Source organism: Comamonas halotolerans (genome assembly GCF_030162935.1).
In the GTDB taxonomy this organism is placed as follows: domain Bacteria; phylum Pseudomonadota; class Gammaproteobacteria; order Burkholderiales; family Burkholderiaceae_C; genus Comamonas; species Comamonas halotolerans.
The window spans coordinates 209,031-223,590 of the sequence record NZ_JASAUZ010000012.1; the positions used below are offsets into that span (position 1 = coordinate 209,031).

Annotated in this window: 11 protein-coding genes; 5 read left to right on the forward strand and 6 right to left on the reverse strand. The window is 59.1% G+C overall.

All coding sequences use genetic code 11. The annotated features are described in order from the left end of the window. The first annotated feature begins 324 nt into the window (after positions 1–324). Positions 325–1,269, forward strand: a complete 945-nt coding sequence (locus tag QEP11_RS08275) for a fumarylacetoacetate hydrolase family protein (RefSeq protein ID WP_284336163.1) — start codon at positions 325–327, stop codon at positions 1,267–1,269. Between the two features lie 72 nt (positions 1,270–1,341). On the opposite strand, the gene norR is transcribed toward QEP11_RS08275, so the two are convergent. Next, on the reverse strand, positions 1,342–2,886 hold the full coding sequence (gene norR / locus QEP11_RS08280) for a nitric oxide reductase transcriptional regulator NorR (protein WP_284336164.1): 1,545 nt from the start codon (positions 2,884–2,886) through the stop codon (positions 1,342–1,344). A gap of 164 nt (positions 2,887–3,050) precedes the next feature. Between norR and nirK the strand changes: the two genes are divergently transcribed. The 3 genes from nirK to QEP11_RS08295 all read left to right on the forward strand — a co-directional run bounded on the left by nirK (position 3,051) and on the right by QEP11_RS08295 (position 7,554). Then, positions 3,051–4,490: a copper-containing nitrite reductase gene (gene nirK / locus QEP11_RS08285; protein ID WP_284336165.1), complete on the forward strand. Its 1,440-nt coding sequence runs from the start codon at positions 3,051–3,053 to the stop codon at positions 4,488–4,490. A 108-nt stretch (positions 4,491–4,598) separates the two neighbouring features. Further along, positions 4,599–5,276, forward strand: a complete 678-nt coding sequence (gene ytfE, locus QEP11_RS08290) for an iron-sulfur cluster repair protein YtfE (RefSeq protein WP_284336166.1) — start codon at positions 4,599–4,601, stop codon at positions 5,274–5,276. Positions 5,277–5,298: 22 nt separating this feature from the next. Then, positions 5,299–7,554, forward strand: coding sequence for a nitric-oxide reductase large subunit (locus QEP11_RS08295; RefSeq protein WP_284336167.1), 2,256 nt, complete (start codon positions 5,299–5,301; stop codon positions 7,552–7,554). Positions 7,555–7,829: 275 nt separating this feature from the next. On the opposite strand, the gene QEP11_RS08300 is transcribed toward QEP11_RS08295, so the two are convergent. From QEP11_RS08300 to QEP11_RS08315, 4 genes are all read right to left on the reverse strand, one after another. Continuing rightward, positions 7,830–8,894 (reverse strand): homocysteine S-methyltransferase family protein, encoded by a 1,065-nt coding sequence (locus tag QEP11_RS08300; RefSeq protein WP_284336168.1) that lies wholly within the window; start codon positions 8,892–8,894, stop codon positions 7,830–7,832. A 71-nt stretch (positions 8,895–8,965) separates the two neighbouring features. Continuing rightward, positions 8,966–9,625, reverse strand: a complete 660-nt coding sequence (gene alkB, locus QEP11_RS08305) for a DNA oxidative demethylase AlkB (RefSeq protein ID WP_284336169.1) — start codon at positions 9,623–9,625, stop codon at positions 8,966–8,968. Positions 9,626–9,663: 38 nt separating this feature from the next. Beyond that, on the reverse strand, positions 9,664–10,482 hold the full coding sequence (gene hutG / locus QEP11_RS08310; RefSeq protein ID WP_284336170.1) for an N-formylglutamate deformylase: 819 nt from the start codon (positions 10,480–10,482) through the stop codon (positions 9,664–9,666). A 109-nt stretch (positions 10,483–10,591) separates the two neighbouring features. Further along, a complete protein-coding gene (locus QEP11_RS08315) occupies positions 10,592–11,974 on the reverse strand; it encodes an FAD-binding oxidoreductase (RefSeq protein ID WP_284336171.1) in 1,383 nt (460 codons plus the stop codon). Between the two features lie 287 nt (positions 11,975–12,261). On the opposite strand from QEP11_RS08315, the gene QEP11_RS08320 reads away from it, so the two are divergent. Continuing rightward, positions 12,262–14,130, forward strand: coding sequence for a phosphoenolpyruvate carboxykinase (GTP) (locus tag QEP11_RS08320; RefSeq protein ID WP_284336172.1), 1,869 nt, complete (start codon positions 12,262–12,264; stop codon positions 14,128–14,130). Between the two features lie 174 nt (positions 14,131–14,304). Here QEP11_RS08320 and QEP11_RS08325 read toward each other — a convergent pair whose 3' ends face one another. Next, complete coding sequence (locus QEP11_RS08325) at positions 14,305–14,517, reverse strand: hypothetical protein (RefSeq protein ID WP_284336408.1); 213 nt, start codon at positions 14,515–14,517, stop codon at positions 14,305–14,307. Positions 14,518–14,560 lie beyond the last annotated feature (43 nt).

Consider the following 14,560-nt stretch of genomic DNA (forward strand, 5'->3'; position numbering starts at 1 on the left):
GTGACGCAGCCCAATCACAGCACAGGCGGTGTTTGAGCTACTGGGCAGCAGCGTACGCAGCCAATGTTCAACTGTCCAAGGCCGCTTGCTTGAGAATCTATGCATTTTACGCATATAAACACAACTAACAACAAACCAACCCTATTTCGCACTCATCTAACATCAAAGTCACCAAAATATCCATCAGAAAAACAGAATATTTTCAACCCGTAACCACGCTGTCTTTTCCAATAACACTGCGCGGCCCCTGATGCAGGGCCCACCGATGGGCTCAGCAATTCCCTGCTTTGCGCAAAGTCATGTGGTTTTGCCATGATTGCGTCCATGTCGACCAAACCCGAACAAGATTGCCCCTCTGGCCAGTGCTCCCCGCAGAGCGGGCCCTCGCCTTTTGCCAACCAGCCTCCGCTGGGCCTGAGTCTGCTCGCCAAGGATGATCCCGAAGACATCCTGCCCGACTGGCCGCAGATTGCTCCCGATCTGCCGCAGGACGCCTACTCCATCGCAGATGCGCTGTGGTGGTGCCACAAGTTGGGAGAACCCTCGGCACGCGGCGCGGATGTAGCCTATATGCTGACCAGCGAGGCTGATGCCCGCGCCGTGCAAAACGCCCTGGCAATTGCCCGCAAATGGTGGCCTGCCGGCACGGTGCCGCGCTACTGGAAGTCTGGCGGCCCGAGGCGCGATGCAACACTGATTCATGCCCCACTTCCCGAGCCTGGTGTGTTGACCGATGTGGATGTCGCGCCCCCTCCTGCGCAGGTATTCAATTTGCGTGGCGTGGAAGGAGAAATCGTGCTGCGCATTGGGCATGACGTCACTGCGCAGCAGGCGGCAGCGTTGACACCCGCCTCCGCACTGGCGCTGGTGGATGCCTTTACCGTTGCCATCGAGTTTGTGGACAGCCGCTGGCGTGAAGGCACCCAGGCCCCCGCACTGACACTGCTGGCTGACGGTCAATGCCACGGCGGCCTGGCTCTGGCCCCCTGGCAAGACTTTGCACCGCTGCGCCACCACGACTGGAGTCAGCAAGTCTGCACGCTGCAAATCAATGACCACACCGCGCAAAGCTTTACCGGCACACACAGCCTGCAAGACCCTACCTGGTTGTTGACAGCATGGCTGCAGCACGTAACCACGCATTACGGCACGGTAACCGCAGGCACCGTGGTGACCACAGGCACCTGGACAGGCTGCCCCACGGTCAATGCTGGCGACTTGGTGACGGTGCGCTTTCACGGGCTGGGACAGTTGCGCTGGCAGTTCTGAGCGCCTCAAGCACTGACGGCGACCTGACCTCAAAGCCCTGCTGCTGATGCCGCAGGGCTTTTTTATTTATGCTCACGCGCCCTGTTTCAGACCCAGGCGCTTTGCCAGCTTATGCAGATTGCTGGGATCTACCTGCAATGTGCGAGCAGCCTTTGCCCACTGCCCGCGATGGGTCTTGAGTGCCTGACGAATCGCCGCGCACTGAGCGGCATCCACCACGGCACGCAAGGGCTGATTGAGTGCGGCGGCAGGCATCAGGCTCACAGCGTCATCCTGCGGTACAAGACTTACATCCAGTCCCAGCCAGGCAGCCTCCAAAGACACGATCTCACTGCGTTGCACGCCATTGCTCAGCGCCTTCAATGCTGCGCGGCTGAGTACATGCTCCAACTCCCGCACGTTCCCGGGCCATGAATATCTGCGCAACGCGTCTTCAGCCGCTGGAGACAGGCGCAGACTGCGCAAGCCCAGCCGCGCACGGTTCAATTCCAGGAAAAAGCCCGCCAGCAACAGCACATCGTTGCCACGCTCACGCAGCGGCGGGATCTGCACGGGGTACACCGACAGGCGGTGGTACAGGTCAGCGCGAAAACTCCCGTCCTGCACGCGTTGCTTCAGATTGCGATTGGTTGCCGCAATGATGCGCACATCCACTTTGCGTGGTCTGTCTGCCCCCAGTCGCTGGATTTCTCCGTTTTGCAAGGCCCGCAACAGTTTGGCCTGAATAGAAAGCGGCAGCTCGCCCACTTCATCCAGAAACAACGTACCTCCGTCCGCCGCTTCAAAACGGCCGGGACGCTCCGTGATCGCGCCAGAAAATGCGCCACGGACATGGCCGAACAATTCGCTCTCTGCCAGGGCCTCTGGCAATGCCGCGCAGTTCACATGCACCAGTGGCTTCATGCTGCGGCGCGACATCTGGTGCAAGCGCCGTGCGAACAGCTCCTTGCCGACACCGGTTTCACCCAGTAGCAAAACAGGTAGCTCTGTATCAGCAACCACCTGCAGCTCTTTGAGCAAGCTGCGCAAAGGCTTGCTCTCGCCGATGATTTCACCTTTGGGGCGCGCCACTACCTCTTCCACCATGGCAACTGATGACTGGCGCGCGCTGCGCAATGCAGACTCCAGCCGCGAAACACGAATAGACGCCTCAATCAGCAAAACCAGTTGCTCTAGCTCCCGCACGGCCTTGCCTTCAAAAGTGCCCACCTTCAACGCATCCAAGGTCAACACTCCCCAGCACTGCCCCTCCACCTCCAGCATGACACCCATGCAGTCATGCACATCCAGCGGCATGCCAGCCTGTTCAATGAGCAGTCCGTCATAAGGATCGGGCAAGTCGCTGTCATGGGCAAAGCGCACCACTTCCCCCGTTCGTTGCAGCAAGGTTGCCAGGCGCGGATGGTCGGCCACGGGGAAACGACGCCCCAGCGCGTCGCTGGAGAGCCCATCCACCGCGACCGGGCGCAGGCTTCGCGTCTCCGAATCAAGACACAGCAGCGCCACCGCACCACATGCGAAGTGCAAACGCAAAAGTTCGACCAGGCGCTGCAAACGCACTGCCATTGGCAGTTCCATGGTCAGGTCGGTCAGCAGCAAAGCATGCAAAGGATTCATGGTGAAAACAACCCTAACAAGGTGTTTTCTACCCTATCCAGGTCGGGTATTTATGACCTTGATTTAAGTAAATGCTTGTCTCTATTTTGTTTTTTTCTGGCCTGATCTGTGCGTATGTACGGTTGTGACAAACCATCACTCATCAACCAAGGAAGACCTTGACCATGAAACAGCCTCCACGGAACGTCCTCTCTCTGGCTCTTTGCGCACTGGCCTTTACAGCCTTTGTTCCAGCGGTGCATGCAGCGCCCGCCCAAACCAGCACCGTGGCCCAAGCACACCAGGCAATCAAACATTTCGTACTGCACACCAATGTCGTCGACGGCAAGATGGTCTACGTGGACGACAAAGGTGTGGCCAACCCCACATTGAATGTCACCGTGGGAGATATGGTGGAGATTGAGCTGCAAAGCGGTGAAGGCGCAGAACACGACTTCATCATTGATGCATTCAATGTTTCCTCCGGAAAATTCAGCGGTGAAGCCAAGAAAACGGTCCGCTTCAAAGCCAGCAAGGCGGGAGACTTTGAGTATTACTGCTCCATTCCCGGGCACCGGCAGGTTGGCATGTTTGGCACGTTCAAGGTCTCGGGCTCCGGGCAGACCGCAGATGCAGAGCACACCACCTCCAGCGACGCTGCGCTGGCCTTGTACACGCCCATGAACGTGCCACTCAAAAGCGCAGATGCATCTGCGCTGAGCATTGCCGCCGACCCGAACAAGGTTCCTGCAGCCGTGGCACATGCAAGCCCTCAGGTGCAAAAGATCAGACTTGAAACGGTCGAGCTCTCGGGCAAGCTCGATGACGACACCAGCTTCACCTACTGGACTTTCAACCGCCAGGTGCCTGGACCCATGCTACGCGCCCGCGTGGGCGACACGGTGGAGCTCACCCTGGCCAACGCCAAAGACAGCAAGGCCATTCACTCAATCGACCTGCACGCAGTGACTGGTGGTCATGGTGGCGGCCAACACACCCAGGTAGCGCCGGGACAAGAAAAAACCATCACCTTCAAAGCCATGCATGCCGGCTTGTTTGTGTACCACTGCGCCACGCCACTGGTGCCACAGCACATTGCCGCTGGCATGTACGGCATGATTTTGGTGGAGCCTGAAGAAGGGCTGCCCAAGGTAGACCGCGAGTTCTACGTGATGCAAGGCGATATGTACACGCAGCGCCCCATTGGCGCCAAGGTACACCAAGAGGTGGACTTGCAGAAAATGTCCGATGAGTTGCCCAGCTATTACGTTTTCAACGGTGCCGTCGGCGCGCTGAGCAAGACCCACAAGATGCAGGCCAAAGTGGGAGAAACCGTGCGCATCTACTTCGGCGTTGGAGGCCCCAACAAGGTCTCCTCCTTCCACGTCATTGGAGAAGTGTTCGACAAAGTCTATAGCGAGGCAGCGCTCAACACCATCAAGCACAGCGTGCAAACCACCCTGGTCGCTCCGGGCGGCGCCGCCATTGTCGAGCTCAAGGTCGATCACCCTGGCAGCTACCTGCTGGTGGACCACGCACTCTCGCGCACCGGCAAAGGGGCTGTGGGCGTTCTGGAAGTCACCGGCGAGCCCATCCCTGGCATCTACAAGACCGGCGCGCTCTAAGCCCTCATTGCCAACGCTTGCCAGCCGTTGCTGACAAGCCTGCCACGCAACACATGCAGCCTCGGCACGGAGGCTGCCTTCATCACCACACACATAAGGAGATTCACCATGTCTTACATGGAGCAATCGTTGGGTCAGCTCGCCCGTCGTATTCCTGGAGCAACCGCCTTGTTCAGTGCCTATCAGCTTGATTTTTGCTGTGCTGGCAACCGCAGCCTGCGCACTGCCACCGAAGGCACGAACATCAATCTCCAAGCCTTGGTCTCCGGACTGCAAGCACTGGAAGAGCGTGCGGCTGCCGAGCCCGAGAAAGACTGGAGTGATGCCAGCGATGAGCAACTGGTGGCGCACCTGCTAGAGCGTTACCACGCAGTCCACCGCGAGCAATTGCCCGAGCTCATACGCTTGGCACGTCGCGTGGAGCAGGTGCACGGAGATCGTGAGGACTGCCCCCATGGGCTGGCCGATCACCTGGATGCCATGGCGCAAGAGCTGGAAAGCCATATGCGCAAAGAAGAGATCGTGCTGTTTCCCATGATCACGCGCGGAGATGGCGCAATGGCGGACATGCCGATCTCGGCCATGCGTTCCGAGCACGATGACCACGGCGACGCGTTGCGCCGTTTGGCCGAGCTGACCAACGACATCACGCCACCGCGTGACGCATGCACCACCTGGCGGGCGCTCTACACCGGTTTGCGCAGTTTCCGCGACGACCTGATGCACCACATCCACACTGAAAACAACATTCTGTTCGAGCGCTTTGCGCCCGCGCAGGTGCTGTGACTATCGCGAGGGAGTCCTCACCATGGGTCCATATAAAAAACACTGGTTCACGCTGATTGGCCTGTGCATTGTGATGTTCTCGCTGCTCGGCTATCTGGGCGCTGACATCTACCGCGCCGCGCCTCCCATCCCTGAGCGCGTGGTCACCGAGCAAGGCCAGCAACTCTTTGCCGAAACAGACATACTGGATGGGCAAACCGCCTGGCAGTCCGTCGGCGGCATGCAGCTGGGTTCCATCTGGGGCCATGGGGCTTATCAGGCGCCTGACTGGACCGCCGACTGGTTGCACCGTGAATTGACAGCGTGGCTCGACCTGGCAGCACAGGCGCAGCATCAAAAACCGTATGCCAACCTCGACGTTGCAGCCCAGGCCGCATTGCGCGCCCAATTGGAAGCGGAGTACCGCCACAACCGGGTCGATGACAGCAACACCTTGACCATCAGCGCGCGCCGTGCCCAAGCCATCGAGCAGACCGCAAACTACTACGACCAGCTCTTTTCCGATGCGCCCGCTTTACGCGGCAGCCGCGAGAGCTTTGCCATGAAGGAGAACACACTGCCCAGCGCCGAGCGGCGCGCGCAGATGAGCAAGTTCTTTTTCTGGACCGCCTGGGCGGCCGCCACCGAGCGCCCAGACAGCAAGGTCACCTATACCAACAACTGGCCGCATGAGCCTTTGATCAGCAATGTTCCCAGTGCTGAAAACGTGATCTGGTCCATTGCCAGTGTCGTGATTTTGCTGGCTGGCGTGGGCTTTCTGGTGTGGGGCTGGTCTTTCCTGCGTCAGCAAGAAGACGACAGCGCGCCAACGCCTGCTCAAGACCCGCTCACGCGCTTTGCGCTCACTCCTTCGCAGCGTGCTCTGGGCAAATACTTGTTGCTGGTGGTGGGCCTGTTCGTTTTCCAGGTGATGCTGGGCGGTTTTACCGCCCACTACACCGTTGAAGGCCAGGAGTTCTACGGCATCGATGTCTCGCAATGGTTCCCCTATTCACTGACCCGCACCTGGCACATCCAAAGCGCACTGTTCTGGATTGCGACAGGGTTCCTGGCCCTAGGCCTGTTCCTGGCCCCCATCATCAACGGCGGTAAAGACCCGAAATTCCAGAGACTCGGTGTGGACGTGCTGTTCTGGGCGTTGGTCTTTGTGTGCGTGGGCTCTTTTGTCGGCAACTACCTGGCTATCGCACAGCTCATGCCGCCGGAGTGGAACTTCTGGCTCGGGCACCAAGGCTACGAATTTATCGACCTGGGCCGCCTGTGGCAGATCCTCAAATGGGTGGGCATGCTGCTGTGGCTGGTGCTTATGCTGCGCGGCGTGCTGCCGGCCTTGCTGGCGCGCAACGGCAAAGACAAAAACCTGCTGGCCCTGCTGACCTGCTCATGCGGCGCTATTGGTCTGTTCTACGGTGCAGGCCTTTTCTATGGCGAGCGCACCAGCCTGACCGTGATGGAGTACTGGCGCTGGTGGGTGGTGCACCTGTGGGTGGAAGGCTTCTTTGAAGTGTTTGCCACAACCGGCCTGGCCTTTGTCTTCTCCAGCATGGGACTGGTCTCGCGCCGCATGGCCACCACCGCCAGTCTGGCATCGGCATCGCTGTTCCTGCTTGGCGGCATTCCCGGCACTTTCCACCACCTGTATTTTGCTGGGACCACCACTCCGGTCATGGCCGTGGGTGCCGCGTTCAGCGCGCTGGAAGTTGTGCCGCTGATCGTGCTCGGTCATGAGGCCTGGGAGAACTGGCGTCTGCAAAATCGCGCCCCCTGGATGCAGCGCGTGAAATGGCCGCTGATGTGCTTTGTGGCCGTGGCCTTCTGGAACATGCTGGGTGCCGGGGTGTTTGGTTTCATGATCAACCCGCCCATCTCGCTGTACTACGTGCAAGGCCTGAACACCACACCGCTGCACGCTCACGCTGCCTTGTTCGGAGTGTATGGCTTCCTGGCCCTGGGCTTCAGCCTGATGGTGCTGCGCTATGTGCGCCCGGAGATGATGTTCAGCGAGAGCTTGATGAAAACCGCTTTCTGGTGCCTCAACATCGGCCTGGTGCTGATGATTGTGACCAGCTTGCTGCCCATCGGTATCTTGCAATTTCACGCCAGCGCCAGCGAAGGCCTGTGGTGGGCACGCAGCGAAGCTTTCATGCAGCAACCCTTGCTGGAAAACCTGCGCTGGATACGCACCTTTGGTGATGTGGTCTTCATCGTCGGCGCTCTGGCCATGGCCTGGCAGGTGGTCAAAGGCATCGCCTGCTCTGCGCGAAAGGATGCCGCATGAACCTGTATTGAGCATCGCAAACACCACCCGCGAGCCGAAGGTTTGCGGCTGAGACGAGGCCAAGCAACGACGTATCAGCGGTGGTGTTTGCGAACAAGAGGCAACAGGGATGAGAACTCCTTGCAGAAGGCACCTTTAGCCCTGCTTTGCAGGGCTTTTTTTGGTGTTCCTGCCATAAACAAAGCGCCTGACAATTGACTTGTCAGGCGCTGCAAGTTACTTGTCTTGCCTGCGTCGTAGCGCGGCAGAGCACAGCTTCTGAGTTCAGCGGTGCATCATGCCTCTGCGGGGTAGAACAGCTTGCGCCCCTTATCGCCGGAAACCGCCTTGGCGATGGCACCAATATGGTCGGGTGTGGTTCCGCAGCAGCCCCCCACAATATTTACCAGGCCTTCCGCCGCAAACTCATGCACCAGACGGCTGGTCACATCAGGCGTTTCATCAAAACCGGTATCGCTCATGGGGTTGGGCAGCCCTGCGTTCGGGTAACAGCTGATGAAAGTGTCGGGCGCGGCCTTGGCCAGCTCCTGAATGTAGGGGCGCATCAGGGTGGCCCCCAGAGCACAGTTCAGCCCCACCGACAATGGGTTGCTGTGGCGCACGCTGTGCCAAAAGGCAGTCACGGTCTGCCCCGACAAGATTCGGCCAGAGGCATCGGTCACTGTGCCGCTGATCATGATGGGCAACACCTCGCCAGTCGCATCAAACGCCTCTTCCACAGCAAACAATGCCGCCTTGGCGTTGAGCGTGTCGAAAATGGTTTCCACCAGGATTACGTCCGCGCCACCTTCAATCAGCGCCACCGTCTGCTCAAAATAGGCTTGGCGCAGGGTTTCGAAGTCCACATTGCGTGCGCCTGGATCATTCACATCGGGGCTGATGGATGCAGTCTTGGGCGTTGGGCCCAAGGCTCCGGCCACATAACACTTGCGGCCATTGACACTGTATTTGTCGCACGCGGCACGGGCCAGCTGTGCGCTCTTGAGGTTCATCTCCCGCGCCAGATCGGCCATGTGGTAGTCCTCTTGCGCCACGGTGGTCGCACCAAAGGTGTTGGTTTCGATCAGGTCGGCACCAGCAGCCAGATATTTTTCGTGGATGTCTCGAATCACATCGGGGCGAGTGATGGACAGCAACTCATTGTTGCCCTTCACATCGTGCGGAAAATCAGCAAAGCGATCGCCCGCAGCATCCGTGCCGGCATAGCCTTCGCCGCGGTACTGGGCCTCGCCCAGCTTGAAGCGTTGGATCATGGTGCCCATGGCGCCATCCAGGATGGCAATGCGTTGTTGCAGCAGGGCGGGCAGCGCTTGGGCGCGGGTGTAGTGTGGCAGGCTCATAGCCCTCAATTGTAGGAAGCTGTACAAGCCCCGGGCAGCAGCAAGTCGATATGCACCGCGTCGTCGGCGGTTTAAGCGCTGTAACGACTTTGCGCCATGCGAAAGGTGAGATTCCAGCGCTGCGCTCCCAGCACCGGGTGGCGCCCGTCCTGCAACGGACGTACACCATGGAACACCATGTGCGATGCCCCTCCCCAGACCAGCACATCGCCATGTTCAAGCCGGAAGCTGCGCACGGGGTCGGCGCGCTTCAGTCCGCCCCAAACAAAAGTGCAGGGCAGTCCCAAGGACACCGAGACAATGGGCGCTGACTTGTCCTTTTCGTCTGCATCATGGTGCAGGCCCATCTTGGCGCCCACTTCGTAGCAGTTGATCAGGCAGACATCCGGTTCGAAATCTGCATAACCGGCCTGCAAGGCCAGCAGCCGGGCTTGATGCCGCAAAAAAGCGGGCATGGCCGGCCACGGCTTGCCCGTTGCCGGATCGCTGCGTGTGTAGCCATAGCCGCTGCGGCTGGCAGCCCAGCCCCATTCCCCGCAATTGCTGGTGCGTACCGACATGGGCAGGCCGCTGGCAGTGTACGCGGCCTGAAACGGCTGCTGTGCCAGCACCTCCTGTACAGCCGCCACCCATTCGCCATCGTTGACTGCCGCCCAGCTACGCAGCAGCACCGCCCCATCAGCGATGCTTTCGGCTGGCTGTGGTTCGGCTGGAAACAGCGAAAAAGTCATGACGCCTCCCGCACATGCTTCTATCGTAAGATTTTGGGCTACGTTGGGTTTCGTTGCTGAGCAAATGCAAGTGCTGCCTGCAGCATGCGCTGCAGCGTGGGTTGAATGCGCGATGCACGCTCAGGCAGGAAATCAAAGGGCAGCACCTCCTGCATATAGCTGCACTGCGTCATTTCCAGTTGCACGGCATGGATGTTGCGAGCCGGATCGCCGTAATGGCGCGTGATATAGCCGCCTTTGAAGCGCCCATTGAGTACTGCGGTGTGACCAGGCGCTTCCTGCGCAATATCGAGCAGTTGTTGCGCCAACCGGTGGTCGCAACTCTTGCCGTCGGCGGAGCCCAGGTTCAGATCCGTGAGCTTGCCCGCAAAGAAGCGGGGCAGGACAGAGCGAATCGAGTGCGCATCCCACAACACCACCTTGCCGTGCAACGCCAGCAAGCGCTCCAGCTCGGCATGCAACTGCACATGGTAGGGCTGCCAATAGGCTTCGCGGCGGCGCGCTATTTCTTCGGGCTCCACTGCCGGGCGGGCATCAGCGTAGAGCGGCGTGTCATCAAAGGTATCCACAGGGCACAAACCCGTCACGCTCTGGCCCGGGTACAGGCTCTCTCCGTTGGGTGGACGGTTCAAGTCCACCACGTAGCGCGAATGCGTCGCAACCAAAACCGATGCCCCCATGGCCTGGGCAAAGTCATACAGCAAGGGCATATGCCAGTCGGTATCAGGCACTTGCCGTGCTTCCTCCGTCAGCTCAGCGGCAATCTCTTCGGGCACATGAGTGCCTGCATGCGGCATGGAAACAAGCAATGGCACATTGCCTGGATGGAAAACAAAAGGAGACACGGCTTGGTTCATGGATTATCAACACCTGAAAAACGTCAACGCCTAAAGCAAAATGCACGCCATAGCGCCGCAGTGAGGTGCAGGCTTCACTCACCAAGCGTGCGCCCTCCTTTTTACTGCGTCAGAAAACCTTGCCAGGATTCATCAGTCCCAGGGGATCGAGCGCCGCTTTGATCGCTCGCATGGCTGCCAGCTCCTGTGGCGTGCGGCTCAATGCCAAAAAAGGTTTTTTGTGCAGCCCAATGCCATGCTCCGCAGACACGGAACCCTGGAACTGGCCCACCACGCGGTACAACTCAGCTTCCACTGCGTCACATGCACCACCAACCGTTTTTCCATCCGTGGAGACATGCAGGTTTCCATCGCCCACATGGCCAAAGAAGATGGAATGGTGCCCGGGCCAGCGCACGTCAAAGGCGGCCTGAATGGCCTGTGCGAAACGGCCAATCTCTGACTGCGGCAGACTCACGTCGAAGTTGATCGGCGGATGCATATTCGTGTTCATCTCCGCGGGTGCTTCGCGCAGCTTCCACAAGGTTTTGGCCTGTGTCTGAGATTGGGCAATGACGGCATCCAGCACATTGCCAGCTTCCATGGCTTCGCCAAGGGCCTCCTCTACAGCTTCGCGCAAGCTGGCTTCGTCTTTGCCATCCACATCTATCAGCGCCAGGAAAGGATGGCTTTGCGCAAAGGGCGCTTGCAGTTTCTGCCAGCGCACCGAGGTTTGCACAAAGCTGTCCCACATGAGCTCGAACGCGGCCACACTATTGCCAAAGCGCTGCTGCATGTGCTGCAGCACGGCCAGCGACTGGTCAAAGCTGGGCATGGCCACCAAGGCTGTGGCCTTGGCCTGCGGCTGTGGGCGCAAGCGCAGCATGACGCGGGTGATAATGCCCAGCGTTCCTTCTGCTCCGATAAAGAATTGCTTCAGGTCGTAGCCTGTGTTGTTCTTGATCATGGGCCGCAGCATGGGCAACACGGTTCCATCTGCCAGGACCACCTCCAGACCCAGCACCTGCTCGCGCATCATGCCGTGCTGCAGCACGCCGTTACCTCCGGCATTGGTAGCTACATTGCCGCCAATCTGACAACTGCCGCGTGCCCCAAGATCAACGCCAAACACCCAACCGGCATCAGCAGCGGCCTCCTGCACAGCCTGCAGCGTAGCCCCGGCTTGCACCGTCATCACGCCCGAACGTGTGTTGACCTCCTCCACGGCATGCATACGCTCCATGGAAATCGCCACGCAGCCAGCCACAGGGACCGCTCCTCCAGCCAGACCAGTCAAACCGCCTTGCGGCACTACGGCCACGCGGTGCGCATGACAAAGCTGCAGCGCAGCGCTGACTTGTTCAGTACTACGAGGGCGCACCAGCGCCAGCGGGGCCACAGGAGGTGTCCCGCTCCAGTCAGTGTGGTAGCGCGCTTGGACGGACTCCCCCACCAGCACAGTATCCGCGCCTAGTGTGCATAGCAACGCATCTAAGAATTCTTGTTGAGACATCAGCAAACCTTTCTCTGCACGCAATTGTGCGGCTTGTGTGCACCCAGGATGATGTGAGTTGCCACATACCTGTTTTGAGCAATTAGCCAATACTTTTTGCATATATCAATGCTTCAAACACATAGTTTTAGAATTCAAACTGATGGCTTTTTTATGACAGCTCCATAGAATGACCGCCTGCTGCAAAAAAAAAACAGGCAGCAAAAAGGTCATAAGCACCAAAAACGGTTATGCCAGCTTTGCTTGCAGAGCTGACGTCACCGCTTTTAACCATCCCGGAGACATCGATGAATGCAGCCGCACCTAAAACTCTGCAAGTGCAAGCCCCTGACTATGTAAAAAACCCCAAGCTCATCGCCTGGGTCAGCGAAATGGTGGCCTTGTGCAAGCCCGCCACAGTGCATTGGTGTGATGGCTCGCAAGAAGAGTACGACGCACTGTGCCAACAGTTGGTGGACGCCGGCACGTTCAAAAGGCTCAACCCGGCCAAGCGCGCCAACAGCTACCTGGCCTGCTCCGACCCTTCGGACGTGGCACGCGTGGAAGATCGCACCTTCATCTGCTGCGAAAAGCAAGAAGACGCGGGCCCCACGAACAACTGGAAAGCGCCTGCAGAGATGCGCGCCAAGCTGCAGCCTTTGTTTGATGGTTGCATGGCTGGTCGCACCATGTATGTGGTGCCTTTCTCGATGGGCCCGCTGGGCTCTCCCATTGCGCACATCGGCATCGAGCTGTCCGACAGCGCGTATGTGGCCGTGAACATGAAGATCATGACCCGCATGGGCAAGGCCGTGTACGACGTCATCGGCACCGATGGCGAGTTCGTGCCCTGCGTGCACACCGTGGGAGCGCCCTTGAAAGAAGGCGAAAAAGACAGCACCAGCTGGCCGTGCAATCCCACCACCAAGTACATCGTGCACTACCCCGAAACGCGCGAAATCTGGTCGTACGGTTCGGGCTACGGCGGCAACGCATTGCTGGGCAAGAAGTGCTTTGCGCTGCGCATTGCCTCCACCATGGGCCGCAGCCAGGGCTGGCTGGCCGAACACATGCTGATCCTGGGCGTGACCAACCCCGAGGGCAAGAAATACCACGTGGCCGCCGCCTTCCCTTCCGCTTGCGGCAAGACCAACTTCTCCATGCTGGTGCCACCTGCAGGCTTTGAGGGCTGGAAGGTCACAACGATTGGTGACGACATTGCCTGGATCAAGCCCCAGGCCGATGGCAGCCTGCGCGCCATCAACCCCGAAGCAGGCTACTTTGGCGTTGCACCCGGCACCAATATGCTCACCAACCCCAACTGCATGAAGAGCCTGAACAAGGACGTCATCTTCACCAACGTGGCACTGACCGACGATGGCGACGTGTGGTGGGAAGGCATGGAAAAGGACACAGGTTTTGTGCCCGAGCACCTCATCGACTGGCAAGGCAAGGACTGGACTCCCGCCATCGCCAAGGAAACCGGCGCCAAGGCCGCACACCCCAATGCCCGCTTCACCGTTGCTGCTACCAACAACCCCGCACTGGACGAAGCCTGGGACGACCCGGCTGGCGTGAAGATTGACGCCTTCATCTTTGGTGGCCGCCGCTCTACCACCGTACCTTTGGTGACCGAGGCTCGCGACTGGACCGAAGGTGTGTACATGGCCGCCACCATGGGCTCTGAAACCACTGCCGCCGCTTTTGGTGCGCAGGGCGTGGTGCGCCGCGACCCGTTCGCCATGCTGCCTTTTGCCGGCTACAACATGAGCGACTACTTCCAGCACTGGCTGGATCTGGGTGCCAAGGTGGAAGCTTCGGGTGCCAAGCTGCCCAAGATTTTCACCACCAACTGGTTCCGCAAGGATGCTGACGGCAAGTTTGTCTGGCCCGGTTACGGTGAAAACATGCGTGTGCTCAAGTGGATGATTGACCGCATCGAAGGCCAGGTGCAAGGCCAGAACACCGCATTCGGTGTGGCGCCTCAGTACGGTGAAATCAACTGGACAGGGTTGAACTTCACTGCTGAGCAATTTGCCACGGTCACCGGCATAGACAAGGCAGCCTGGGCGCAAGAAATGAAACTGCACACCGCCCACTTCGAGCAGTTGGCTCTGGGCATGCCCCAAGAATTGCTGGACACCAAGGACAAGCTGCAAGAGCGTCTGGCCGCCTGACTGGCAAGCGGGCCGCATGGTTAACCACGCCCACCCCCGCATCATGCAAAAGGGGCTTGCTGTGCAAGCCCCTTTTTTATTGAACATCTGCAAACAAAAAGCCGCTGTATGGACAGCGGCTTGATGATCAAAGAAGCTCACAGGTAGGCATGACCGTGCCCAAATGCCCTGGCCTTAGCGCTTGGCTGCCGTCTCCGACATGGCACGCGAGAGGTCGGCCATCAGGCGAGCATCCTGCAAAGCCATATCCCAGGTCAGCTCGTCTGCACGTACCGCACGGCGTGCCACCTTCCAGGCCTTCCACTGCTGGGCAGCGATGGAGAAAAGCCAAGGCAGCAAAGCTTTGGGAGCAGTGCGAACGGGATAAACAGCAGTCGTAGTGGTCATGGATAAGGCCTTTGCAAAAAACCAGCCGGGCGCTTGTGGCAGA

What these genes read in the sequence shown, in the direction of transcription:
- QEP11_RS08275 (WP_284336163.1), top strand. Translation starts at nt 325, where the DNA reads ATGTCGACCAAACCCGAACAAGATTGCCCCTCTGGCCAGTGCTCCCCG.
- norR (WP_284336164.1), bottom strand. Translation starts at nt 2,886, where the DNA reads ATGAATCCTTTGCATGCTTTGCTGCTGACCGACCTGACCATGGAACTG.
- nirK (WP_284336165.1), top strand. Translation starts at nt 3,051, where the DNA reads ATGAAACAGCCTCCACGGAACGTCCTCTCTCTGGCTCTTTGCGCACTG.
- ytfE (WP_284336166.1), top strand. Translation starts at nt 4,599, where the DNA reads ATGTCTTACATGGAGCAATCGTTGGGTCAGCTCGCCCGTCGTATTCCT.
- QEP11_RS08295 (WP_284336167.1), top strand. Translation starts at nt 5,299, where the DNA reads ATGGGTCCATATAAAAAACACTGGTTCACGCTGATTGGCCTGTGCATT.
- QEP11_RS08300 (WP_284336168.1), bottom strand. Translation starts at nt 8,894, where the DNA reads ATGAGCCTGCCACACTACACCCGCGCCCAAGCGCTGCCCGCCCTGCTG.
- alkB (WP_284336169.1), bottom strand. Translation starts at nt 9,625, where the DNA reads ATGACTTTTTCGCTGTTTCCAGCCGAACCACAGCCAGCCGAAAGCATC.
- hutG (WP_284336170.1), bottom strand. Translation starts at nt 10,482, where the DNA reads ATGAACCAAGCCGTGTCTCCTTTTGTTTTCCATCCAGGCAATGTGCCA.
- QEP11_RS08315 (WP_284336171.1), bottom strand. Translation starts at nt 11,974, where the DNA reads ATGTCTCAACAAGAATTCTTAGATGCGTTGCTATGCACACTAGGCGCG.
- QEP11_RS08320 (WP_284336172.1), top strand. Translation starts at nt 12,262, where the DNA reads ATGAATGCAGCCGCACCTAAAACTCTGCAAGTGCAAGCCCCTGACTAT.
- QEP11_RS08325 (WP_284336408.1), bottom strand. Translation starts at nt 14,517, where the DNA reads ATGACCACTACGACTGCTGTTTATCCCGTTCGCACTGCTCCCAAAGCT.